The sequence below is a fragment of the Halioxenophilus sp. WMMB6 genome, from assembly GCF_033283405.1.
Taxonomy (GTDB): Bacteria; Pseudomonadota; Gammaproteobacteria; order Pseudomonadales; family Cellvibrionaceae; genus Halioxenophilus.
In genome coordinates this window covers 14,226-37,197 of record NZ_JAWMQR010000003.1, presented here as the reverse complement: position 1 = coordinate 37,197, position 22,972 = coordinate 14,226, and the positions used below count along the sequence as shown (strand labels likewise).

Genomic DNA, 22,972 nt, shown 5'->3' with positions numbered 1-22,972 from the left:
AATTTGGTAATTAATCTGAGCTGAGTTGCCAGTGGCCACTCTTGCCACCGACTTTTTCAATCACTTTTACATTGGTGATGGTCATGGTTTTATCTACCGCTTTACACATGTCATAGAGCGTGAGTGAAGCTACGGTGACGGCGGTAAGCGCTTCCATTTCAACACCGGTTTTGCCGGATAATTTGCAGGTTGCACGCACGAGAACGTTCATTTCCTGCGGTTTGGGAATTAATTCAACAGCGACCGAAGTAAGTGCCAATGGGTGGCAGAGCGGGATAAGGTCTCCGGTTTTTTTGGCCGCCATTATACCGGCAATACGGGCGGTAGCCAGGACGTCGCCTTTTTTGTGGCCGCCTTCCAGAATTAATTGCAGTGTCTCCGCCTGCATGGTCACCGTAGCCTCGGCAGTCGCTGAGCGCTCGGTGATGGCTTTGCCTCCCACGTCCACCATGTGGGCCTCGCCAGTGCTGTTTATATGAGTCAGTTTTTGCATAGCTGTTATTTGCAACCAGAAAGTCTAAGCCCAAGGGCAGGGCGGTTTGAGGGCAGTATAGAGCCATTTTTTTTTCGGTAACAGGTTCAGAATTGGGCTACACTGGGTTTTATAGCGCAAATACGTTGGTAACCTCTTTAAACTTGCTTTTTTTTAGTTATAATGGCGCCGTAACACATCAGCGCCATTCGGCCCTGGTCTCCAACGATAAGCTTCCAATAAGCTGGTAGATTGGTGCTCACTTCCTGGACTTCGTATCTCTAATAGCCGCACACCCAGTGCGTTTATAGGGGCTTCAGAATATGTGGGTTTAGCTCTCCGCGCGCACCAATCGCCAATTGGGCAATAAAAATATTTAATGTCTTAGGTTCGATTCATTTGTAACCCTGTAGCTGGTGGTTATGAGCAAGACTGCAAAGCGCTGATAGTGCGTAGTGAGCCTGCGCAGACTTAGTCTATTAACTATTTACACGAGAAATAGATGTTAAAACACATAGCTGTAAGATTGAGACGCTTCCACCACGGCCAATTGGCTTTCGATCTGAACAATTCCAAAATCATTAATGCGAATATTGAAAAGCGGGATCCCGCTTTAAAAAATCTTATTGAAGGTTTAATCAGCCGGGGTATGGCCTACACCGTTGACGGTTGCGACCTGTTCTGGTTTCAAATCGATGATGAGCACCCCTTAAGCCATTACGAGCCCATGAATGAAGTTGAAGTGGTGTTCGACAGTGATTGGTTTGAAAAGAAAAAAGACAGCTTTCGTCATATGGCTGGGATGAAATATTTCGATGCCAGTGCCGGCTTGGCTGAGCAATTTGCGATAAAAGATCAAAACAGAAAAATAGCGTATCACCTGGATTCTGCTGCATAAGCGAGTCGTTACCACTATTTTGTTTTCTGCGTAACCGGTTCAGTGCTGAATTTGTCCGGATAAAGTGCGACAGCTGTTAACTGACCGGGAGAGTGTGGCTGCACCTCACAAACATTGGCCGTTACTGTGGCCTGATCGATGTAGGGGTTGAATGTATGAGTCCTCAGTTCGCCATAAAGCCAATTTTGACAGCCACAGAAGCCGCCGAGCTTGTGCTTCAGTTTGGCTTGCGATGCGATACTGAAACGCTGCTGGAGGCGATTACTCAGGCGTTCTCCGACTACATCCTGCTGGCAATGTCGGAAGAGATTGAGAGCCGGCAGCTGCGCGATCAACACTATACCGAGGCGATTTTTTATCTGGAAAAGGCTGCCAAATTGCTAAAAGGGCAACCGCATCCGGCAGGAACCATGGCCAGCAAATTGGACAAGATGCGGCAGACGCTGCAGAAAGTGCTGGCCAATGAGAGCGAGATTGCCGAGGAGCGGGCTAAACGCTTTGTCGAGCTCAACCTGGTGCGTAAGCTGCGCGATGTGTGGCAGATGTACACCAACACCCCTTTTTATATCGGCCTGGATGGCAGTGGCCGATCTCCTCACGACTATCTGGCCACCTGCTTTCGCTACGCCAGTGCTCAATACCCGGAAATAACCTGGTTGGCTGCGGTTAATGACCGCGCAATTGACTATATGATTAAGGTCGTACGGCGCTAACCAGCCCGCAGCAGATCACTGCGGGTTTCTCTTTCTGTTGGTCGTTTCGGTTATTGATGGCGGCTATTTATAGTGATTAGCCAGGTAGGTGAATACCGCCCGCAGTCCCATGGCTTCACCACCGGTTGGGCGGCCGGGCAATTTGCGGTTGTTCCAGGCCATCACATCAAAATGTAACCAGGGGGTCTTTTCGGTTACAAACTCCTGTAAAAAGAGCGCGGCGGTGATCGCGCCACCAAAGGGAGAGGTTGCACAGTTGAGCAGGTCGGCCACCTCGGTTTGCAGGAAGCTGCGGTAGGGCTTGTGCAGAGGCAATTGCCAGACCGGGTCGCCACAACTCTCGCCTGCGTCAGTCACCCCCAGAGCGACGGTTTTGTCGTTACAGAACATGGCGGGCAGTTCTGTGCCTAATGCCACCCTCGCAGCACCGGTTAAGGTGGCAAAGTCGACGATTAGTTCGGGCTGGTCATCGCAGGCTTTGGCTAGCGCATCGCACAAAACCAGTCGCCCTTCGGCGTCGGTGTTGTCAATCTCAACGCTGATGCCTTTGCGGGTATAGATAACATCCCCAGGTCGAAAGGCGTTACCGCCGATGGCGTTCTCCACGGCGGGAATCAACATGGTCAGTCGAATGGGCAGTTTAAAGGCCATGATCAGGTAAGCCATACCAAGGGCGTGGGCAGCACCGCCCATATCTTTTTTCATCAGGCGCATGGCCTGGGAGGGTTTCAGGTTCATGCCACCACTGTCGAAGCAGACACCTTTACCGATGATGGTCACCTTCGGGTCGTCTGGGTCGCCCCAGGTGAGTTGTAACAGGCGAGGTGGGTGTTCGCTGGCTTTGCCCACGGTATGAATGGTTGGAAAGTTATGCTCCAGCAGCTCCCCGTCAATCCACTGACTGAAATCCGCATTAAACTCACCGGCCAGGCGCTCGGCACAGCTGGCCATGTGCTGTGGCATCATGCTGTCTGCCGGGGTATTGATGAGGTCGCGTACCAGGTAAACGCCGCGGGCCATATGCGTGGCTTTGTCAACACAGACAGCGTCGCTCAGGTAGAGGGTTGAACCGGCGTTCTCATCCTTTTTTGTTTTAAAATGGCTGAACTTATAGCTGCCGAGCAGCCAGCCAAAGGCGATTTTATCGGTTAAAGATGGGTCGGTATCCACCAGTTGATAGGCACCATCCGGTAGCGCCGTGGCCAGGTCACCACAGCAGAAGTAGTCTTCTGTATCGACAAAAAATAGTGCCAGATCGATTCGGCCCTCGGCACCGGGCAGCAGAGACACCCCCTTGCCTTTGTAGCCACTATTGGTCAGCCAGGATTGGGTGCTCTCCGGTTGCTGTTCCAACCACTGTTGGTAGTTCTTTAGGTCATCGACACGCAGTGGTGTGCCTTCATTGCCAATGGCGAGCTGGGTTACCTGGGTCAATCTGGGTTCGGTCATGGTCATTCCTACATCGGTTAAATCTGCGCTTTACGCCGGCTTTGCTGCACAAGTGCGAGCAGGCCAGGGGCGGGTGGCGGGTTAGCCTGGGTATCGACTAAACACGTCTTTGCAATTTCTTTTCCATAATGATTTTAGTGGCTATCTCCTCGACGGAAATGGCCGTGGTGTCAATGGTGGGAATACCCCATTTGCGGTACAGAAACAGGGCCTCTTTCACCTCCCAGGCGCACTGTTTAAGCGAGGCATATTTGGAGTCCGCCCGGCGTTGCTGGCGGATATCAGAGAGGCGTGACGGGTCGATGGTGAGCGCAAACAGTTTGTCTTTCTGTTCGCGCAGACTTTTGGGCAGCTCGCCGCGGTTTAAGTCCTCTTCGGTGAGGGGGTAGTTAGCGGCAAAGATACCGTGTTGCATGGCGATATAGAGGCAGGTGGGGGTTTTTGCACTGCGCGATACCCCGATCAAGATCACGTCGGCATCGCCGTAGTAGCGGGTCTTGGCCCCGTCGTCATTTTCCAGAGCAAAATTCACCGCGTCCATCCGAATTAAAGCCCGTTCACCTGTTGGATTATCGTGGCTTTGGCCGACCTGATAAGATGAAACGGCGCCAAGTTCTTTTTCCAGGGAGGGTAAAAAGGTTCCTATGATATCCATTAAGAAGCCCTGTGATTTGGCTATGCGCGCCCGTATTTCCGGGTTCATGATGGTGTCGAATATCAGTGGCTTGGCACCCGTCTTGGCTGCCGCTTCGTCAATTTGGCGAACCGCCTCTTCGGCTTTTTCCATCGTGTCTGTATAAGGCAGGTGTACCTTGTGAAACTTGGTCTCTTTAAACAGTGGTAACAGCGCATTCCCTAGGGTTTGTGAGGTTATCCCTGTGCTGTCTGAAATGAAAAACGCGTATCGGGCTATCATTCGTTCTAATCTCGGGTAAAAGTTCTGATATGGGTTGTTTGTTGTTATCATTCGCCGAAAGGTAATGTCACTACGAGGAGACAACGTGGTCGATCAAATAATCCCCTTCGAGCAGTTGGGAATGAACGATGTTGATAAGGTAGGTGGTAAAAACGCCTCCTTGGGTGAGATGATCAGTAATCTTACCAACCTGGGCGTATGCGTTCCCACCGGCTTTGCCACTACCGCTGAGGCATTTCGTACCTTCCTCAGCCAAAGTGGTATCGACGATCGTATTCACAAAGTTCTGGATGAACTCAATATAGAAGATGTTAACGCCCTGGCGGCTGCAGGCAAGCAGATCCGTCAATGGGTGGTGGAAACCCCCTTCACCCCAGACCTGGAAAAGGCTATCCGTGAAGGTTACACCGCGCTGTGTGGTGATCTGGCCGATATCTCCGTAGCGGTTCGTTCTTCTGCCACCGCCGAAGACCTACCGGACGCCTCCTTTGCCGGTCAGCAGGAGACCTTCCTTAACATTCGCGGCATAGACAATGTGCTGCACTCGGTGAAAGAGGTGTTTGCCTCACTCTTTAACGATCGCGCCATCTCTTACCGCGTACATCAGGGGTTCGACCACAAAGATGTCGCCCTGTCGGCCGGTATTCAGCGCATGTGTCGCAGTGAAACCGGCAGTTCCGGTGTGATGTTCACCATCGATACAGAATCCGGTCACCGCGATATGGTGTTTATCACTGCCTCCTATGGTTTGGGCGAGATGGTTGTTCAGGGGGCTGTCAACCCGGACGAATTCTATGTTCACAAGCCCACCCTGGAGAAAGGCCACCGCAGCGTGATTCGCCGTACGCTGGGCTCGAAAGCCGCCAAAATGGTTTATGGGGCCAAGGCCGAGGCCGGCAAATCCGTGGAGGTTGTGCCCGTGTCTGAGGAGTTGCGCAAGCAGTTCTCCCTAAGCGACGACGATATTCTCGAGTTGGCCAAACAGGCCATGATCATTGAAAAACACTATGGCCGCCCGATGGATATCGAGTGGGGTAAAGATGGCGATGATCAAAAGCTCTACATTCTGCAGGCCCGTCCCGAGACTGTCCGCAGCCAGATGTCCACCCAAAAAATGGAGCGCTACCGTCTAAAAGAGACCAGCGACCTGTTGATTACCGGCCGGGCCATTGGCGACAAGGTTGGTGCTGGCAAGGTGCGTGTGGTTTCCGGCCTGGAGGAGATGGACCAGGTTGAAGATGGCGATGTATTGGTTACCGATATGACCGACCCGGATTGGGAGCCGGTTATGAAACGCTGTGCGGCCATTGTCACCAACCGTGGTGGTCGTACCTGTCACGCGGCGATTATCGCGCGAGAGCTGGGCATTCCAGCGGTTGTCGGCTGTGAAAACGCCACCAGCACCTTAACTACTGGCACCGAGGTGACGGTAAGCTGTGCCGAAGGCGATACCGGTAATATCTGGTCGGGCCTCCTGGAATTCGAAATCATCGCCACCGATACCTCAGAGATGCCGGCGTTGGATATCGACGTGATGATGAACGTTGCCAATCCAGATCGCGCCATGAGCTTCGCCCAGCTGCCCAACAAGGGTGTTGGTTTGGCCCGTTTGGAGTTCATTATCAACCGCCAGATTGGTATTCACCCTAAAGCGCTGCTCAACTTCGACCAGCAGAGCGACGAACTTAAGGCTACCATCACCGACATGGCCAGCGGTTACGCTAATCCGGTGGACTTTTATGTCGAGAAAATTGTAGAGGGTGTGGCCACCATTGCGGCCTCCTTCTACCCGCACAAAGTCATTGTGCGGATGTCTGACTTCAAATCCAATGAGTACGCCAACCTGGTTGGCGGCCGTCAGTACGAGCCCGAAGAAGAGAACCCGATGATCGGTTTCCGTGGTGCCTCGCGCTACATCGCTGAGAGCTTCCGCGACTGTTTCGAGCTGGAATGCAAGGCCATGAAGAAGGTGCGTGGTGAGCTGGGCCTGGATAACGTCTGGTTGATGATTCCGTTTGTGCGCACAGTCTCGGAAGCGCAAGCCGTTGAGCAGATTCTGGCGGATAACGGCCTGGTTCGTGGTCAGGATGGTTTGAAACTGGTGATGATGTGCGAACTCCCCTCCAATGCGGTTCTGGCCGACGAGTTCCTACAGTACTTCGACGGTTTCTCTATTGGCTCCAACGATATGACTCAGCTGACCTTGGGTCTGGACCGGGACTCCGGTCTGATCGCGCATCTGTTCGATGAGCGTAACGATGCGGTTAAGAAAATGCTGAAAATGGCCATCGAGGCTTGTCGTGCACAGGGTAAGTACGTCGGTATTTGTGGCCAGGGGCCATCGGATCACCCGGACCTTGCTCAGTGGTTGATGGAGCAGAAAATCTCATCGGTTTCGCTGACTCCCGACACGGTTCAGGAGACTTGGATGTTCCTGGCCGAGAGTGCAAAATAAGCTAGAGTTTCCGGCTAAAATTTCAGGACGAAAGAGACAAACGTGATCTGAATGGCTACCGAAATTGTGCTCGGTAGTCATTCGGTGGTCTCAAACTCAAGTTAGGATGCTTATGAAGCGACACATCATTTTGACGCACGGCCGGTCAGGCAGTAATTTTGTTGCCAACTCGTTGAATCTTCATCCGCAAGTCGTAAATTATGGTGAAGTGTTCGGACACTGGACGGTACCCAGCAAACTGAATAAATTCGGAAAGCTCTTTGGGCGAACCGACAGCCAGTTTCTTGATTATCTCTACCGCAGTTCAACGGTTTACTACTTCGCCCAGTTTTGGTCGGCATTATCCCATATGCGCGCCGGTAAACCGATCAATTTCAAGCGCCGCTCTACTATTACCACCTTGGGTGTTAAAGAGTTTGGTATGCACTTCGATCGCTTGGGGTTGGACGATTATCTCGCACAAAACCCCGATATATCCGTTATCTATCTCTACCGGGAAAATAGCTTGCAGCGCTATTTATCCGTGTTGTCGTTGAATAGAAACCGGGTTATTGCCACAGAAGGAGACGTTTCCATTCCAAAGCTCACAATCGATGTGGCGGAAATGATGACCTCAATCGAAGTGTTGGAACAAGAGCTGGCCTACACCCACAAACTAGTCAGAAGCTTGACCCAAAACCCTGTCCTGGAGATTAAATACGAAGAGGCCTTTGCCGGGCCGGAATCACTACAGGCCATGGTGAAGGATGTGTGTGAATTTTTGCAGATCGATCCGATCAACCAAACCAGTAAACAGAAAAAGATTCTCTCCTCCTCCTTTCAGGAGGTTATTGAAAACTACGGAGACTTTGTTGCAGCCCTAAAGGCGAGCCCCTACGCGCATTGGCTGGAGGCGGGTTTATAAATAGTGGTTTAAAGCTTCTGAGATCTACATCTTCTGGTTCTGGTTCTGGTTCTGGTAAAAAAAGGCCCGCTTTCTGCGGGCTTTTCATTTTCAGTATGGCGGTTAATACCTATTTGACTGTTAACAACCAGGCCTGCTATCACTAACAACCAAAACCCAAAACCCTGTGCTTTGGATTTACCCGTCTGAGGATGGAAATCATGATTGTGATTATCCATGGCTCCTATCGTGATGAGGGTGTTATCGATCAGTGCCTGGCGATTGACAGGGCAGAGCTGGAGAGGGCTGGTGCAACCGTAGCGCAGGTGGATTTACGTAACTATCCCGTCGAGTTTTGCCACAACTGATAGAGAAGCTGGAAACGGCTGAGGGCGATGTTCTGGCCTGTTCTACTAGCTGTGGCACGGTCACGGCTCAATTTAAGCAATTGGTGTTGTTGCCGCTCTTAGGCAGGCAGCAAACGTATTGGGAGAAAAACCAATCGGAAAACAGTTGTCGGGCTGGTGGTGATCAATCCGTTACTACAGCTCGCCAGCCGAGAACACAAGCGGTTAGGCAACCTGGCTCGTCGATTGGCAGCATTCGCGAAGTAAAGCGGACGGAGCAAGTTGAAGGTTTGGCTCACACCTGTCCCAACTGCGTTTTCAAATCCGGCTTGGTCACCTTGCCCATGGCATTTCTGGGTAGCGCTTCAACCATGTGTAACCGCTTGGGAATTTTGTAGGCCGACATCTTATCGCTGCACCAATGCTTTAATTCGTCGTAATTTAAGCTGCAGTTGGGCTGTAGTACAGCTACTGCCGTAACCGCTTCCCCCCAGGTTTCATCGGCCAGGCCGAGCACCGCCACTTCGCTAATGGCAGGGTGGTTGAGCAGGGTGCCCTCTATCTCCAGGGCCGATAACTTGTAGCCACCGGATTTAATAATGTCGATGGAGGTGCGGCCCATAATGCGATAGTAGCCATCTTCAATAACCGCCATATCGCCGGTGCAAAACCAGCCATCGACAAAAGATTCGGCAGTCGCTTTTGGGTTTTGCCAATATTCCAGAAATAGGTTGTCACTCTTTATTTGAATTTCACCTGGCTCTCCCTCGCCGAGCACCAACTGATTGTTTTCATCCGCCAACCTCACCGCCACTCCGGGTAGCGGTTGGCCAACCGCACCGGCTCGTCGTTCGCCATGATAGGGATTGGAGATGCCCATACCAATTTCCGTCATACCGTAGCGCTCTAACAGCACCTGCCCGGTAAGTAGCTGCCACTGGTTAAACAGGGGTACAGGGCAGGCGGCGGAGCCGGAAATATTCAATCGCATCTCGGCAAAACCCTGGCAGATTGCCTGCACTTCAGGCTCGGGTAGGGTGGCAAAATAGTGAATTAATTTTACGTAAATGGTGGGTACCGCCATAAATACGCTATAGGTTTTTTCAGCGATTTGCCGGCTGATGGTCTCAGTGTCAAATTTTGGAAACAGATGCACCGTGGCTCCGGCCCAAAGGCCGCAACACAAAACGTTGATGATGCCGTGAATATGGTGTAACGGTAAAAACAGTGGTATCACGTCGTCGTTTTGCCACTCCCAGGCCTGAAGCAGACAGGTGATTTGCGCGCTCAGGCTGTGAAAGGTGTGCACCACTCCTTTGGGTTTACTGGTGGTACCGCTGGTAAACAACATTAAGGCTTTGCGCTGATTGGTTAGCCGGGGTGGTGGCGATTCCAGCGCTGGTGCCATCAGCTCGGCCACGGTGGCAATGGAAATATTCAACTCTTTACAAAGGCTACGCAGTTCATCGCTCTGGTATTCTGGGTTCACTACCAACAGCGAGGCCTGTGCACAACTCAGATAGTGTTCCAGCTCGCCGATAGCCGAGGCAACATTGAGCGGTACTGCAATGCCACCCGCGCGCCAAACACCCAGTAGTACTGTTACATAGTCGAGACTGGCGGGGATGAAAAAGGCGATGCGCTGCTCGTTGAGCTCACTGCGCCCGTGCAACAGGCCGCTGGTAAATTTTGCCACGTGGTGGTCAAGCTCGGCATAGCTATAGCTTTGGTTATTTTCCACCAGCGCGGTCTGTTGGTTATTGGGCAGAAGAGAGGGAAACCATTGGGTCGACATAGAAAGCCCTGCAGACAAAATTTGAATAGCGGGAATTCTACCGGCATGGCACGAATGAGCCAAACTGGACCGGTAAAATTATGCTGGTCAAATTGAGTGAGCCAAATTATAAGGCGAGCTGTTGGGTGGGCTGGATGTGCAGGCGGGAATAGTTGTTCGGTGGTCAGTAGCGAGATAACGCCGCCGAGTCGCTGACTCAGCGTGGGCGGGAATGCGGGCACCTCGAAGGGCGCCCGTTCTACAACGCCAATGTTTAACTGGGGTACCAGCTACTGCCCCAGCCACTTTCCATTACCTGCCCCCATTTGTTACCGGTCATCTCTGAGGGGCGGCAATGTTCGATGATGTCCTGCCGAAAATCGCCCTTAAACAGGGGGATTTCGTGGGTTTCATTGCTTTGCTCCAAACTGAAGAACATCTGCACAGTTTCCGGTGGGTAGACTGAAAGGTCTGCGCGATGGGCGACAGACAGGTTGCCGTGCATAAAGTCTTTAAACTGGAGATAAATATCTTCGTAGCTTTGCCCGTACAGGGTCATCTCGCACTCTGTGGTAAATCGAAATTTGATGCAGGCCATGACTAAACCCTCCTTTCTGACACCAAAATTAACTATACGCCCAAGCGTTGGTATGGGTGTGGCCAGGGTTTAAACCAATTTGCTGTAAGTTTATTAACCTTGGTGATATCGCGTTGCTGACCATCACAGAAGAGCAGAATTGGCAATTAGTGTCTAAGTTCGAGGTGCGCTCAGGTCACCGATAGCTGCGCCTGCTGTCTGGGACTACTAAAGGAGTAGGCGTGGTTCATTGTCTCGATATTTTATTTTGCGCATAATCGAAACACGTTTAAGCCCCTCTCTATTAATCACTCAGAAGCGCAAACACTATGACCAATTGGACGACCCCCGATCTTTGTGACGCTTTCCCCGATGATGTTCAGGTCCTGCAACCGATGCTCCGCAATTTTGGTGGCAACCACAGTTTCGGTGGTGAAATCGTTACCATCAAATGCCATGAAGACAACTCTCTGGTAAAGGAGCAGGCGTCGCTGCCGGGGAGAGGCCGGGTTATGGTGGTCGATGGGGGTGGTTCACTGCGCAAGGCACTGTTGGGCGATATGATCGCCGAGGCGGCGGTTAAAAATGGCTGGGCGGGATTGATCATCTACGGTTGTGTGCGTGACGTCGATGCACTGGCTGAGCTGCCGTTGGGCGTTCAGGCGCTGGCTAGCATCCCATTAAAAACGGAAAAACGCGGTATTGGCGATTTCAATCGCAGTGTCTCTTTTGGCGGGGTTACGTTCGAGCCTGGTGCCTTTGTTTACGCCGATAACAACGGTGTTATTGTTGCACCCAAAGTGCTGTCGTTAACCGAGTAAGGTTGGCGAAATAGCTGGCGGGCTGGGTCGCTGTAGCCTGCCTGGGCCGGTTAAAGCGTGGCTTGAGAGGTTTCGTTCAGGCCTTGGGCTGCGGGCGGGTTCAAGCGTTCGAACTCCAGCTCGAAGTTGTAGCCGTGCTGATGGCCAACAAAAATTCTCACCTTGGGGTTGGCCGCTTTGGCCAGTTTCGCCAGCGATTGTTGCACGCTTTCTGGTGTGTTCACGCCAAAATAGATAGCCACCAGATCCTGCCCGACGAAGCGCACATCGCTAAAGTACTCCTCTTCGCTGCCGTGGCTGTGCAACTGCTTCTCGGAGGCCAACTTCAGGCAGCGCCACTCTTTTTGTCCGGCAAACGCTTTTGGCTTCGTCAGAAATTTGTTGGCAAATTCTGCTGCAGGGTTGACCGAAGTACTGCGTACGATCGCATCCAGTTGATCTTTCAGGCGGGTGATTTCAGGCCGGGTATCCTGGTAGGTCACCTTTCTGGGGTTGGTGAAGCTGCTGTCATCGCCACAGCGAAAACGCAGGGCAACACCTCGGTGGTTGTCCGCAAAGAACTGCCAGGCTTCCAGGTTATCGGGCTTTGCAAAAAAACTGCAGATGCGCAGGCGTCTGGCATAGTTGCGCCAGGCGTCCATCAGTTGGTCGATCTGCGCCTGGCGGGAGATCACCATCTGTTCCAAAAGGCCGTGTAATACCTGTTCCGCCTCTTCCGGTGTGTGAAACCGATCTTCAGAGCGCCAGCGTCGTATCGCCTGGAGCATGGGGGTGTTGCCCATCGGCGTCTCCGCGCTGAAGATCAGGTTCACCGCCTGTCGAACCGTCGCCTTTAACAGGTCGTCCTGAGTGAAGTTCAGTTGACTGTTGTACGACAGTTCGAACGGGTCTGAAAAAAGGTGCGGGGCGCTCCAGCGTAGTGCTTGTGAGGTGAGGACTTTTTCAGCGGTGGTGGCATCGCAATACTTAACGAGACTGTCAGTTGATTGATTGACCACGATCTATCCTTCTTGACTTCACGACGTGAACTGGTGCCCCGCAATTGACTGTGCCTTGGGCAACAGTTGATCTATCGGCATAGCAGCCAAAAAGTTTATCGATTTTCTTCATCGCCATACCTGGCATTTGCCTCCTAACCCCTGTGTGGTTCATTTTGTGGTTTTACGATCTTGTTCTTTTTATATGGGCAGCAGCAGCGGCACCTACTCGAGGGCGCTGCTGGCAGATGTTAAATCATTGTGAGCCTGGCCTTGAGCCGCGGCGGTTTTCCAGCGTCGGCCGCTCGTCAATTGCTTGCTCAGTACATTAGAATAGTGCCGTTTCTGCGCAAACTGTAGCTTTACCTCATATTAGGAAAGCTCATTCCATAAGCTTAGCGCAGTTTTAGAATTTTTTTGTCCAGGAGGCAGCGTGAATCTAACCGGCAGTCATATATTGTCTATTTCTCAATTTGACCGGGAGACGATTGATCATATTTTTAGTGTTGCCGATAGAATGACGCCCTACGCAGCCAGGAAAAAGGTGACGCGTGTATTGGAAGGGGCCATTTTGGGGAATATGTTTTTTGAACCCAGTACCCGTACACGGGTCAGTTTTGGTTGTGCCTTTAACCTGTTGGGCGGCGAGGTACGGGAAACCACCGGTTTTCAAAGCTCTGCCATCGCCAAGGGCGAGTCGCTCTACGATACCGCCCGGGTACTCTCCGGTTACAGCGACGTCATCTGTATGCGCCACCCGGAAGCGGGCTCGGTGGCGGAGTTTGCCGAGGCCAGCCGGGTACCGGTAATCAATGGTGGCGATGGCCCCAATGAGCACCCGAGCCAAGCCCTGTTGGATCTCTACACCATCCGCAGCGAGCTGGCGGGCAAAGGGCGCGGTGTCGATGGTATGCGTATCGCCATGATTGGCGATCTCAAATATGGCCGTACCGTCCACTCCCTGGCCAAGCTGCTGTTGCTCTACCGCGATATTCAGCTAATTCTGGTCTCTCCCAAGGAGCTGGCTATGCCGCCGGAGATTATCGACCAGCTGCGCAGCGTCGGCCACAGTGTGAAGATCACCGACGAACTTACCGAAAGCATTCAACACGTCGATATCGTCTACTCCACCCGTATTCAGGAGGAGCGCTTCCAAAGTAAAGATGAAGCCGACCTCTACCGGGGCCGTTTTCGCCTCAACCAGGCCATCTACACCCAATTTTGCGAGCCCAACACGGTGATTATGCACCCGCTGCCACGGGATTCACGGGCGGATGCCAATGAGCTGGATAACGATCTCAACCAGAACCCCAATCTGGCTATTTTCCGGCAGACGGATAACGGTGTATTGGTGCGTATGGCTCTGTTTGCCCTGGTATTGGACGTAGCCGACCTGGTCGACAAATACGCGCAAGAGGTGCGCTGGTATAACGCCTCCCGCAACTACCAGGGCTGACGTTTAGCCCATTGCCTGTAGGGGGAGTGGCAAAATCAGCTGCCATTCCTCGCCCTTCTTATTCCTCTTAGTTCGTGGTGTTATTTAAAAACCATTCTTGTAATAAACAAAACTAATAAGCAGGAGATTTCTGTGACAACTCGCACAGTTCGAATGTGCGCTCGGTATTACTCTGCGTAACAACGTTAAACGAATAACTCAGAGGGTGGAAAGATGAATCGGTGGCTACGTAATTGCAGTTTAATTGCGACAGTGTCGCTCTTTTCCAGCATCACTTTTGCTGCCGATGATAGTCAGACAACGCGCTCTAGCTGGTTGCTGGCCAAGTACGACCAGAATGGCGACTCGCGCATTACCGCCGAAGAGATTGCTCTGAAAAAACACAAGGTGTTCCGCGTAATGGATGGCGACGGTGATGGTGACGTGGACGTGGGTGAGTACCTGCACAGTGATGCCAAGCGCCGGGAAGCGATCCTGAAGGCCCGCTTCGACAAGCTCGATCTGGATCACAACGGCAAGATCAGCGACTCCGAATACAGTTCATTTCTAGGGTTGTTTGCCAGTATCGATGACGATGGTGATGGCCACTTAAGCGCCTCTGAGATGTCAGCCGCCACCCCCGAACCCAGCTACGAAACCCGCTGCTTGTGGGTTTTCTGCCTGCGTACCGAGTCCGAAGAGTAACTACTCCCTAAAGCAAGCCTGCCGGCGGGGCTAAACCCCCGCCTCTTCCAGCCTTTTAAAGAGTGCGCCGATGGCCTCCACCAGCGTTTCAGAGCGGTTGGGATGGCGCAGTGCCTGCATCAGGTGCGGGCGCAACTCCGGCAGCGCCATCAAATCAGCCAACACCTGAATAAAATTGTCGTGGCCAAGTTTGGCCAGCATCTCCAAAAACTGTAAGCCCAGCTCCACATCGGCCAGATCGTCGCTGCAGCGCGAGGCGATGGCGGCCACCACCTCCACATCCACCTCGGGCATCATCGCCATCGCTTTTACCAGTGCCTGCCGGCGCAGGCCGGTTGCCTGGCTGTGGGATATTCCCCGAATCGCGGCGGCAATCACATTGGTGGCCGGTTGCGATTGGCCGAGCTCGGCCTCCAGACGGTCGATCAGTACCTGAGTCAGGCGTACATCGATAGCCTCGTGCTCCAACAGTTGCGCCAGGCCGATAAAGGCCGGGGCGGGCACGGTTTTCAAGGCGGTTTGCAGCAGCGGCTGGTGCTCCTGCCAGCGCGCGGCGATATCGGCCAACCCCTGAATGCCCAAACTCTGCCAGCCCTCATCCGAAGGCTTGGCCAGGTAGTCCAGTGTTGGTTGATAAAAGCGGCTGGGCGGGCGCTTCAGTGTGGCGCTCACCTTGGCGTGAAAGGCGGCTTGGCGATCTTCGGGCAGGGTGAAGGCGTAGGGGTTGTTGTCGAGTACCGCGGCCAGCTCGTGGCCAGACTGGGCACGTTGAATATTGCTGCCTATAGACAGCAGCAGTTGTTGCAGAAACCGGTCGCGCTCGGCAGGGGCGATAAAGCCCTGCTCATCCAGCGGCAGCTTGAGCGACCAGACCATGGGGCTCTCCTGGTTCTGCTTCGACCAGAACACCACACCCAGCCAGGCGTGGCGCAGGTAGGGGTGAGGGTAGGGCGTCTGCAGCAGATCGGCCTTGGTGAATTGGCTGGCGGGCAGATTTTGGATGCGCCGGCCTAAATCGAAGTAGCGGGCTTCCGCTCCCAGGTATTTGAAGAAGCCGGTAATGCCCTCAACTTTATTCATCTTGTCTCACTGCGCTATTGAATGGGTCAAAAGGCTGGCCATTGTAGCCCAGATTGACCCCCGGTGTGGGCGCCATGAGGGTGAAATTCGTCGGCTATACGTGCCCTAGGTCGGATCTGTATGGCCTTGATACGCATAATAATTCTAATGAGCGGAGCGATTTGACGATCTCTTCGCTGGTGCGCTATGCCCGCTCGCCCATGCTGATCGACCAGCACTGTTACCAGCCTGGTCAGAGCTGAAACTGCCGCTCACCGGCATCGCTACCAGATGCCGGAGTGGCCAAGAGGTTAGCAGCTGCCTCGGCGGCCGTGCCTGAGCTATGTGTCGGCGGCCTCCGGCGCTACCCCCAGCGAGTGGTAGAGGCTGATCGAGACTAGCAGCTGGCCCGCGGTTACCTCTTCACCCTCCTCAACCAGCATTTTCTGCACCTGGTCTGATACCTGGGCACTCTCCTCCACGTAGTGTTTCGGCTCCAGTGTGCCGGCTGCGCTGATGCTGTTTTCTATCTCCCCCCGGCTCACCACCTGAGTCAACTGATTGGCGGATGGCGAGCCCGCTGGCAGCAGCAAGCGCCAGAGAATAGCCAGCACCAACAAAAACAGGCCAGTCAGCAATAGCCTGCACCGCGTGAAATAGTCGCCTAGCAATGTCATGGTCGACCTTATAAAGAGAGCGAATGGGTAATCGGGACGGGGGATTGTGGCAGGCAACTGTGCAAACAGTTTGCAAATGGGTTGAAAATATCAGGCCGGTTGGCCGGAAGCGGAAAATTGAGTGGGCGTGGTTGACGCTATACCGGCCGGCGTGTCACCAACTTAGCCGGCGCAGCAGCGTTTGAATTTTTTGCCAGAGCCGCAAGGGCAGGGTTCGTTGCGGCCGATGGCCAGCTCGGCCAGGCCCTGGCCGGCGATAAACCGCCACAGCCCGTCGCGCTTCTCAAACTGTGAGTGCTCGTGGTGCTGCTCCAGCTTACCGTTGCTGTTGTTGCGATAAAAAGCCGCAAACTCCACCTCACCCTGGCTATCAGCGGGGCCGCCCGCACGGGTTCGCAATATCTTCAGGGCAAGCCAGGTTTTGTCGGCGCACCAGTCGGCCATGGCGTGGATCTCCTCGGCGGCGCTGCCGGTTTGCGGGCCGGTGTCGTAGAGGTACTGCCACAGGCCCAGGGCGTAAGCGCTAAAGCGGGAACGCATGAGGCGCTCTGCCGTTAGTGCGGCCCGGGGCAACTGGTGACACAATAGGCAGCAGTCACGGTAGTACTTGCCACTGCCACAGGGGCAGGGTTGCTGGCTGGAGGGAGTTAGAGGTTCGGCCATTGGTAGTATTTATGCGGGTTTTTCGGTATGTTTGCGCCTTTTTCGGCCCATTGGGGCCGAGCGCCGCCCTGGAGTAACAGGGCCTACACGCTACACTGAGATTATGAGCAATTTCGACGACATCCGCCCCTATAACGATGCAGAAGTTCTGCCAACCATACAAAAACTGCTGGCAGAACCAGAGCTGCTGAGCGCCGTCGCCAGCCTTAAATTTCCAGAAGCCAGTAAGCGCTTCCCGAAATTGCTGGCCATGTTGGCCAAGGGCTTTTTAAGCTGGGAGCTGCGTGGCGTCAACACCGTGGCCGACTGGCAAATCGTGCTGGAACGCTACCTGAAGAAGAATCTTGATGCCACCACCGCTGGCATCTCCTTCTCCGGCCTGGAAAATCTCGATCGCAACGGCCCCTACCTGTTTGTCAGTAACCACCGCGATATCGCCATGGACCCGGCCTGCATCAACTGGGTGCTGCACCACAACGGTTTTTCCACACTGCGCATCGCCATTGGCGATAACCTGCTCTCCAAGCAGTATGTCTCAGACCTGATGCGCTTGAATAAAACCTTCATCGTCAACCGCTCGGCCAAGTCGCCCAAAGAGAAATTAAAAGCGGCCAAACACCTCTCGGCCTATATTTACCACTCCCTCACCCAGGACAAATCCAATATCTGGATCGCCCAGCGTGAAGGGCGGGCCAAAGATGGCCGCGATATCACCAACCGCGCCATTATCAGCATGTTTGGCCTCAATAAGCCCAAGCAGGAGTCGTTCAGCGACTACATCGCCGAGTTGCGTATCGTACCGGTGGCTATCTCCTATGAGTGGGACCCGTGCGACACCGCCAAGGCCAACGAACTGCACCATTTGCAAACCGTGGGTGAATACGCCAAACAGCAGCACGAAGATGTGGAGAGCATTGCCAAGGGTATCGCCGGTTTTAAAGGCCACGTGCACATGGCCTTCGGCGAGGTGCTGGGTACCGGCTTTAACGATGCCGAAGCGGTGGCGCTTGAGATTGAACGCCAGATCCACGCCAACTACGTGCTGCACGCCAGCAATCTGGCCGCCTACCAGCAGCTCTACAAGCAGGTGCCCGAGGCGCTTACCTTTGGTGTAGAGGGCACTCACTTCCATGCCGATGAACAGGAAGCCGCGGTGGCCGAGCTGCTACGCCGGGTGAACAGTGTGCCCGACCAACACAAAACCATTCTCCTGGCCGGCTACGCCAACCCGGTGTTGTCGAAGCTGGCCCACCTCGATGCCCTGGGGGTTGCCAACGCCACCCAGACACAAGCCTAAACGGCCGGGTGGGCATGCTCAGCGCTGAATCCAAACAGGCCATCCAAACCGCGTACAGTCGCTTCCTGAAAGGGCGCGGCCTGCAGGCGCGTTACGGCCAGAAGCTGATGATCGCCGAAATCGCCCGCACTCTGGCCGGTGTCGAGCTGGATGAGAACCACCAGCGGGTGGGCGGCGGCCACGTCTGTGTGATTGAGGCCGGTACCGGTACCGGCAAAACCGTCGCCTACCTGCTGGCGGCCATTCCCATCGCCCAGCTGCTCGGTAAAAAGCTGGTTATCTCCACCGCCACCGTCGCTCTGCAGGAGCAGATTCTGCACAAGGATTTGCCCGAGTTGAAAGAGAACTCCGGCCTGGAGTTCTCCTACACCCTGGCCAAGGGGCGCGGCCGTTACCTCTGTTTGAATAAGCTCGATCGCATCCTCTCGGAGCAGTCTGGTGGCGTCGATGCCATGCCGGCACTCTACGAAGATGAGCAGCCCACCATCGACGCCGATGCCATGCAGCTCTACAACAATATGATCAACGCCCTGGCGGCGGGGGATTGGAGCGGCGATAAGGACGACTGGAAAGATGAACTCGAAGACCGGCTCTGGTTTCGGGTGACCACCGACCACCGCCAGTGCACCGGCCGGCGCTGCTCCAACGTTACCAGTTGCAGCTTCTTCAAGGCCCGCGAAAGCCTGGCCAATGTCGATGTGATTGTTACCAACCACGACCTGGTATTGGCCGACCTGGCCTTGGGCGGCGGCGCTATTCTGCCGGCGCCGGGCGATGCCATCTACGTGTTTGACGAAGGCCACCACCTGCCCGACAAAGCCCTCAACCACTTCTCCCACCACCTGCGGGTGATCAGCACCACCCGCTGGCTGGACCAGTGCATCAAAAGCATTACCACCATGTTGGGCGATCTCAGCCAGTCGAGCGATTTAACCTATCTGATCGACCAGCTGCCTAAGCCTCTGGAGGCCTGCAAAGGGCAGATGGAGCGGCTCTGGCCGCTGCTGCAATCCCTGGCCGGCGACCTGGCTGAGAGCAGCGAACACAGCCCGCGCTACCGCTTTGACCAGGGCGTCGTGGGGGAGGACCTGCAACAGCTGGCGGCAGAGCTGAAACAGAGTTTCAGCGACCTGCACCTGGTGTTCGATAAGATCGCCATCGAGCTGGAAGATCTGCTCGAGGATCGCCACAGCCCGGTACCCAAGGTCGACATTGAAAACTGGTTCCCAGTGGCGGGTTTGTGGTCGACCCGGGCCGAGGCCTGTTGGCAGCTCTGGGCCAGCTACGCCCAGCCCGACCCGCCCGGCGCCATGCCCAAGGCGCGCTGGTTGACCCTGTTCGATACCGGCGCCTATGTCGATATTGAAATCTGTTCCAGCCCCATTCTGGCGGCTAATAATTTACAAGTAAGCCTATGGGATCACTGCTGTGCGGCGGTGGTCACCTCGGCCACGCTATCGGCCCTGGGCCACTTCGAGCGTTTTCGCATGCGCGCCGGTACCCCGGCCGAGGGCAACTACACCCTGGTGCCAAGCCCGTTCGACTTCACCAAAGCCGAGCTCTCTATCCCCGCCGACAGCGCCGATGCCGGCAATAACGCCGCCCATACCCAGGCCCTGGTGCAACAGCTGCCCAAGCTGATCGACTACCAGCAGGGCTCGCTGGTGCTCTTCTCCTCGCGCCGGCAGATGTTGGAGGTCTACGAGGCACTGCCGGCCAAACTGAAGAAGCTGATTCTGCTACAGGGGGAGCGCTCCAAGCAGGAGACCATCCGCCAGCACAAGTTGGCGATTGATGACGGTGAGGGGAGTGTGCTGTTTGGCCTGGCCAGTTTTGCCGAGGGGTTGGATCTGCCCGGCGACTACTGCCGCCACGTGATTATTGCCAAGATTCCCTTTGCCGTGCCGGATGACCCCATCGAAGCGGCGCTGGCGGAGTGGATTGATCAGCGCGGCGGCAACGCCTTTATGGAGATCAGTGTGCCGGATGCCGCCATCAAACTGGTACAGGCCTGTGGCCGCCTGCTGCGCAACGAGAGCGACAGCGGCAAAATTTCCATTCTCGATAACCGCATGCTGCGCCGGCGTTACGGGCAGGCGCTGCTCGACAGCCTGCCCCCCTACAAGCGCAGCTTTTAACGGCTACTCAAAGGGTTTATCGGATGGGGCGCTGCCACCCTTCTCCAGGCTGGCATCCTTGGCCACCCCTTTGTGGAAAATCCCCTCCAGCTCCGGCATTTGTGTGATCAGTTGATCGTGGTCGAGCAGGTCGGCCAGCAGGTTCCCGTCCAGGTCGTACACTGTGTAGAGCGGCTTACTGCCGCCCAGATGAATAATCACCCGGTGGCTGTTGGTTTCCAGCACACCCACCGGCTCCGGCCTGGGCTCTTCGGCCTGCACAGAGGCAATGCCGATTGTGGTTAAAAGAAGGGCGGCGAAAAGACGTTTCATGGGGACCTCGGTGTTCTGCCTACTTTGCGGGTAACTCACGTTAGACTAGCGTTAAACATTGAGTTCAGCCGGCCGAAAGTATAACCGGGGCCGTTGCTAACGGTAACCACCACAAAACTAATCACACAGGAATGGGGAAACAGCAGCCCATGGCGCTAGTGGAATACGAACAACTGCGTGGTCAGGTACAGGCTTGCCTGGATAGCCGTCAATTCGCCAAGGCCGAGCAGCTACTGCAACCGTTACTGGCCACCTTCCCCAGTGATGCCAGCCTGCACTATCAACTGGGGGTGGCCAAAGCGATGGCCGGCCGGGAGCCGGAGGCAATAGGCCATTTTCAGCAGGCCATCGCTTGCGATAGAGGCTATACCCTGGGTTACAACGGCCTGGCCCTGGCGCTCTCTGCTCTGGGCGATTATCAGCGGGCGGCCGAGGTGTGCGCGCGCGGCTTGCAGGAACCCAACCCCAACCTAAAACTCTACTCCAGCTACGCCTCGGTGTTGCAGAAGCTAAGCCGCCTGGGCGAGGCCAAAACCGTGTTGCAAGCCGCTTTGCAAACAGCCGGTAATCAGCCAGGGCTCTGGTGTAACCTGGCGGCCGTATTGGCGGAGATGAGTGATAAGCCCGGTGCCATCGGTTGCTACCAAAAGGCCCTGCAAATTAATCCCAACCTGGTGGGCCTGCACGATCGCATTGCCGAGCTTAACGAGTACCAGAGCGAAAGCGACCCGCACCTGCAGACGATGCTGAATTGCCAGCAGCAAGCGCTGCCACCCGGACCGCGGGCCGAATTGCACTTTGGCTTGGCCAAGGCCTTTGAAAAGCTAAACAACTACCAACAGGCGGCCAATAATTACCGGGCTGCCAACGACTTGTTTCGCACTGTGGCTCCCTACCAGCATGAGCAGACCGAGCAGCAATTCAGCGCCATCAAACAGTGTGTAAACAGCGAGTTTATCGAGCGCTTCAGCCAGTTTGGCAACGCCGATGCAACACCCATTTTTATCGTCGGCATGCCGCGCTCGGGTACCTCGTTAGTCGAGCAGATTCTGGCCAGCCACAGCCAGGTGTATGGTGCCGGTGAGCTCAATTTTATTAAGTCGCTACTGCTGCGCAGCCATGGCCTGCTGCACGAAGATTTCGGCCTTGCCCTGCAAAATATAACCGGCGAAAAACTCTCGGGAATAGCGGCGGAGTATCGGCGGCTGCTGCACCAATTTGATGGCAACGCCCGTTTTATTACCGACAAAATGCCGCACAACTTTCGCTTTATCGGCTTGATTCACTGTCTCTTCCCCAACGCCAAAATTATTCACTGCCAGCGTGACCGGCGCGATGTGGTGGTCTCCAACTACAAAGCCAATTTTGTAGCGCAAATACGCTACGCCAGCGGCTTGGAGAGCAGCTTCCAGTTCTACGATGCCTATGAAGATTTAATGGCCTATTGGCGGCAGCTGTTGCCGGGGCGATTTTTGGATTTTCAATACGAAGAGCTGGTGGCGGACCAGAATGCGCAGACCAAACGCCTGCTGGATTATTGCGGACTACCTTGGCAGGAGGAGTGCCTGGCGTTTTATAAAAACCAGCGCAGTGTCGCCACCGCCAGTTCCAGCCAGGTAAAGCAACCACTCTACAACTCCGCCGTCGCCTACTGGCAAAACTTCGCCCCCTACTGGCCGGAGTTGGAGACGGGCTAAGTAATTGAGTCCTCTAAAAACACTGATCACTGCCCTTGCCCAATGCCAACGACTTGAAAATACAGATTCCTAAAGGGTTACCCGTGGGCCGCAGCACAAGGATGTGCTGTTCAGACACCGAAGGAGTCTGCGAGCCCGAAAAGCCAAGAGACTTCACACAGTATCGCCAGGATTTTAATCGGCGACAACACCCAAAAATCAGGAAGATTTTTGGGTGTTGGTAGGTAAAGAACAGGTAAACAGCAGCACAAGGATGTGCTGCGCAGACACCAAAGGTGTCTGCGAGCTGATTAAAATCCAGAGACTTCACACAGTATCGCCAGGATTTTTCGGGCGACAACACCTAAAAATCAGGAAGATTTTTGGGTGTTGGTAGGTAAAGAACAGGTAAACAGCAGCACAAGGAAGTGCTGCTCAGACACTAAAGGTGTCTGCGAGCTGATTAAAATCCAGAGACTTCACACAGTATCGCCAGATTTTAATCGGCGACAACACCCAAAATCAGGAAGATTTTTGGGTGTTGGTAGGTAAACAGCAGCACAAGGATGTGCTGCTCAGACACCAAAGGTGTCTGCGAGCTGATTAAAATCCAGAGACTTCACACAGTATCGCCAGATTTTAATCGGCGACAACACCCAAAAATCAGGAAGATTTTTGGGTGTTGGTAGGTAAACAGCAGCACAAGGATGTGCTGCCCAGGCACGGCC

Annotated in this window: 21 protein-coding genes; 11 read left to right on the top strand and 10 right to left on the bottom strand. The window is 54.4% G+C overall.

Translation table 11 applies throughout. The features are described from left to right. Nucleotides 1–10: 10 nt before the first annotated feature. Nucleotides 11–493 (bottom strand): cyclic pyranopterin monophosphate synthase MoaC, encoded by a 483-nt coding sequence (gene moaC, locus SBL51_RS09135; protein ID WP_317930610.1) that lies wholly within the window; start codon nt 491–493, stop codon nt 11–13. 481 nt (nt 494–974) lie between these two features. On the opposite strand from moaC, the gene SBL51_RS09130 reads away from it, so the two are divergent. Both SBL51_RS09130 and SBL51_RS09125 read left to right on the top strand, forming a co-directional pair. Then, nucleotides 975–1,370, top strand: a complete 396-nt coding sequence (locus SBL51_RS09130; RefSeq protein WP_317930609.1) for a hypothetical protein — start codon at nt 975–977, stop codon at nt 1,368–1,370. Nucleotides 1,371–1,525: 155 nt separating this feature from the next. Beyond that, entirely contained in the window at nt 1,526–2,083 is a 558-nt protein-coding gene (locus SBL51_RS09125; RefSeq protein ID WP_317930608.1) for a hypothetical protein, read from the top strand. Between the two features lie 63 nt (nt 2,084–2,146). Here SBL51_RS09125 and SBL51_RS09120 read toward each other — a convergent pair whose 3' ends face one another. Continuing rightward, complete coding sequence (locus tag SBL51_RS09120) at nt 2,147–3,532, bottom strand: leucyl aminopeptidase family protein (RefSeq protein WP_317930607.1); 1,386 nt, start codon at nt 3,530–3,532, stop codon at nt 2,147–2,149. Between the two features lie 97 nt (nt 3,533–3,629). Then, nucleotides 3,630–4,445 carry a pyruvate, water dikinase regulatory protein gene (locus SBL51_RS09115; RefSeq protein WP_317931140.1) on the bottom strand — a complete coding sequence of 272 codons (816 nt, stop codon included), beginning with the start codon at nt 4,443–4,445 and terminating at the stop codon, nt 3,630–3,632. Between the two features lie 67 nt (nt 4,446–4,512). Here SBL51_RS09115 and ppsA point away from each other — a divergent pair, with 67 nt between their 5' ends. The 3 genes from ppsA (at nt 4,513) to SBL51_RS09100 (ending at nt 8,154) form a co-directional block, all read left to right on the top strand. After that, a complete protein-coding gene (gene ppsA, locus SBL51_RS09110) occupies nt 4,513–6,903 on the top strand; it encodes a phosphoenolpyruvate synthase (RefSeq protein ID WP_411860467.1) in 2,391 nt (796 codons plus the stop codon). A gap of 112 nt (nt 6,904–7,015) precedes the next feature. Then, nucleotides 7,016–7,807 (top strand): hypothetical protein, encoded by a 792-nt coding sequence (locus tag SBL51_RS09105; RefSeq protein ID WP_317930605.1) that lies wholly within the window; start codon nt 7,016–7,018, stop codon nt 7,805–7,807. Nucleotides 7,808–8,007: 200 nt separating this feature from the next. After that, nucleotides 8,008–8,154 carry a hypothetical protein gene (locus SBL51_RS09100; RefSeq protein ID WP_317930604.1) on the top strand — a complete coding sequence of 49 codons (147 nt, stop codon included), beginning with the start codon at nt 8,008–8,010 and terminating at the stop codon, nt 8,152–8,154. Nucleotides 8,155–8,428: 274 nt separating this feature from the next. On the opposite strand, the gene SBL51_RS09095 is transcribed toward SBL51_RS09100, so the two are convergent. Both SBL51_RS09095 and SBL51_RS09090 read right to left on the bottom strand, forming a co-directional pair. Next, entirely contained in the window at nt 8,429–9,928 is a 1,500-nt protein-coding gene (locus SBL51_RS09095; RefSeq protein ID WP_317930603.1) for an acyl-CoA synthetase, read from the bottom strand. A 253-nt stretch (nt 9,929–10,181) separates the two neighbouring features. After that, nucleotides 10,182–10,505, bottom strand: a complete 324-nt coding sequence (locus tag SBL51_RS09090) for a hypothetical protein (protein WP_317930602.1) — start codon at nt 10,503–10,505, stop codon at nt 10,182–10,184. 308 nt (nt 10,506–10,813) lie between these two features. Between SBL51_RS09090 and rraA the strand changes: the two genes are divergently transcribed. Beyond that, complete coding sequence (gene rraA / locus SBL51_RS09085) at nt 10,814–11,305, top strand: ribonuclease E activity regulator RraA (RefSeq protein WP_317930601.1); 492 nt, start codon at nt 10,814–10,816, stop codon at nt 11,303–11,305. Nucleotides 11,306–11,355: 50 nt separating this feature from the next. Here rraA and SBL51_RS09080 read toward each other — a convergent pair whose 3' ends face one another. Then, nucleotides 11,356–12,303 (bottom strand): DUF2971 domain-containing protein, encoded by a 948-nt coding sequence (locus SBL51_RS09080; RefSeq protein WP_317930600.1) that lies wholly within the window; start codon nt 12,301–12,303, stop codon nt 11,356–11,358. A gap of 412 nt (nt 12,304–12,715) precedes the next feature. Between SBL51_RS09080 and SBL51_RS09075 the strand changes: the two genes are divergently transcribed. Then, nucleotides 12,716–13,738 (top strand): aspartate carbamoyltransferase, encoded by a 1,023-nt coding sequence (locus SBL51_RS09075; RefSeq protein WP_317930599.1) that lies wholly within the window; start codon nt 12,716–12,718, stop codon nt 13,736–13,738. A 213-nt stretch (nt 13,739–13,951) separates the two neighbouring features. After that, the gene (locus tag SBL51_RS09070; protein WP_317930598.1) at nt 13,952–14,422 is read left to right on the top strand and encodes a hypothetical protein; all 471 of its coding nucleotides are present in this window, start codon (nt 13,952–13,954) and stop codon (nt 14,420–14,422) included. 30 nt (nt 14,423–14,452) lie between these two features. On the opposite strand, the gene SBL51_RS09065 is transcribed toward SBL51_RS09070, so the two are convergent. From SBL51_RS09065 to SBL51_RS09055, 3 genes are all read right to left on the bottom strand, one after another. After that, nucleotides 14,453–15,502: a DUF3549 family protein gene (locus tag SBL51_RS09065; protein ID WP_317930597.1), complete on the bottom strand. Its 1,050-nt coding sequence runs from the start codon at nt 15,500–15,502 to the stop codon at nt 14,453–14,455. A 320-nt stretch (nt 15,503–15,822) separates the two neighbouring features. Further along, the gene (locus tag SBL51_RS09060) at nt 15,823–16,119 is read right to left on the bottom strand and encodes a hypothetical protein (protein ID WP_317930596.1); all 297 of its coding nucleotides are present in this window, start codon (nt 16,117–16,119) and stop codon (nt 15,823–15,825) included. A gap of 201 nt (nt 16,120–16,320) precedes the next feature. Beyond that, on the bottom strand, nt 16,321–16,821 hold the full coding sequence (locus SBL51_RS09055; protein WP_317930595.1) for a YchJ family protein: 501 nt from the start codon (nt 16,819–16,821) through the stop codon (nt 16,321–16,323). 103 nt (nt 16,822–16,924) lie between these two features. Between SBL51_RS09055 and SBL51_RS09050 the strand changes: the two genes are divergently transcribed. Beyond that, on the top strand, nt 16,925–18,118 hold the full coding sequence (locus SBL51_RS09050) for a 1-acyl-sn-glycerol-3-phosphate acyltransferase (protein WP_317930593.1): 1,194 nt from the start codon (nt 16,925–16,927) through the stop codon (nt 18,116–18,118). Nucleotides 18,119–18,132: 14 nt separating this feature from the next. Further along, nucleotides 18,133–20,256, top strand: coding sequence for an ATP-dependent DNA helicase DinG (gene dinG / locus SBL51_RS09045; protein ID WP_317930592.1), 2,124 nt, complete (start codon nt 18,133–18,135; stop codon nt 20,254–20,256). Nucleotides 20,257–20,259: 3 nt separating this feature from the next. On the opposite strand, the gene SBL51_RS09040 is transcribed toward dinG, so the two are convergent. Further along, nucleotides 20,260–20,568, bottom strand: coding sequence for a hypothetical protein (locus SBL51_RS09040; RefSeq protein WP_317930591.1), 309 nt, complete (start codon nt 20,566–20,568; stop codon nt 20,260–20,262). Between the two features lie 149 nt (nt 20,569–20,717). Between SBL51_RS09040 and SBL51_RS09035 the strand changes: the two genes are divergently transcribed. Further along, nucleotides 20,718–22,265 carry a tetratricopeptide repeat-containing sulfotransferase family protein gene (locus tag SBL51_RS09035; RefSeq protein WP_317930590.1) on the top strand — a complete coding sequence of 516 codons (1,548 nt, stop codon included), beginning with the start codon at nt 20,718–20,720 and terminating at the stop codon, nt 22,263–22,265. Nucleotides 22,266–22,972 lie beyond the last annotated feature (707 nt).

What these genes read in the sequence shown, in the direction of transcription:
- SBL51_RS09055 (WP_317930595.1), bottom strand. Translation starts at nt 16,821, where the DNA reads ATGGCCGAACCTCTAACTCCCTCCAGCCAGCAACCCTGCCCCTGTGGC.
- SBL51_RS09035 (WP_317930590.1), top strand. Translation starts at nt 20,718, where the DNA reads ATGGCGCTAGTGGAATACGAACAACTGCGTGGTCAGGTACAGGCTTGC.
- rraA (WP_317930601.1), top strand. Translation starts at nt 10,814, where the DNA reads ATGACCAATTGGACGACCCCCGATCTTTGTGACGCTTTCCCCGATGAT.
- moaC (WP_317930610.1), bottom strand. Translation starts at nt 493, where the DNA reads ATGCAAAAACTGACTCATATAAACAGCACTGGCGAGGCCCACATGGTG.
- SBL51_RS09105 (WP_317930605.1), top strand. Translation starts at nt 7,016, where the DNA reads ATGAAGCGACACATCATTTTGACGCACGGCCGGTCAGGCAGTAATTTT.
- SBL51_RS09090 (WP_317930602.1), bottom strand. Translation starts at nt 10,505, where the DNA reads ATGGCCTGCATCAAATTTCGATTTACCACAGAGTGCGAGATGACCCTG.
- SBL51_RS09050 (WP_317930593.1), top strand. Translation starts at nt 16,925, where the DNA reads ATGAGCAATTTCGACGACATCCGCCCCTATAACGATGCAGAAGTTCTG.
- SBL51_RS09120 (WP_317930607.1), bottom strand. Translation starts at nt 3,532, where the DNA reads ATGACCGAACCCAGATTGACCCAGGTAACCCAGCTCGCCATTGGCAAT.
- SBL51_RS09065 (WP_317930597.1), bottom strand. Translation starts at nt 15,502, where the DNA reads ATGAATAAAGTTGAGGGCATTACCGGCTTCTTCAAATACCTGGGAGCG.
- dinG (WP_317930592.1), top strand. Translation starts at nt 18,133, where the DNA reads ATGCTCAGCGCTGAATCCAAACAGGCCATCCAAACCGCGTACAGTCGC.
- SBL51_RS09040 (WP_317930591.1), bottom strand. Translation starts at nt 20,568, where the DNA reads ATGAAACGTCTTTTCGCCGCCCTTCTTTTAACCACAATCGGCATTGCC.
- SBL51_RS09130 (WP_317930609.1), top strand. Translation starts at nt 975, where the DNA reads ATGTTAAAACACATAGCTGTAAGATTGAGACGCTTCCACCACGGCCAA.
- SBL51_RS09125 (WP_317930608.1), top strand. Translation starts at nt 1,526, where the DNA reads ATGAGTCCTCAGTTCGCCATAAAGCCAATTTTGACAGCCACAGAAGCC.
- SBL51_RS09070 (WP_317930598.1), top strand. Translation starts at nt 13,952, where the DNA reads ATGAATCGGTGGCTACGTAATTGCAGTTTAATTGCGACAGTGTCGCTC.
- SBL51_RS09095 (WP_317930603.1), bottom strand. Translation starts at nt 9,928, where the DNA reads ATGTCGACCCAATGGTTTCCCTCTCTTCTGCCCAATAACCAACAGACC.
- ppsA (WP_411860467.1), top strand. Translation starts at nt 4,513, where the DNA reads ATGTCACTACGAGGAGACAACGTGGTCGATCAAATAATCCCCTTCGAG.
- SBL51_RS09100 (WP_317930604.1), top strand. Translation starts at nt 8,008, where the DNA reads ATGATTGTGATTATCCATGGCTCCTATCGTGATGAGGGTGTTATCGAT.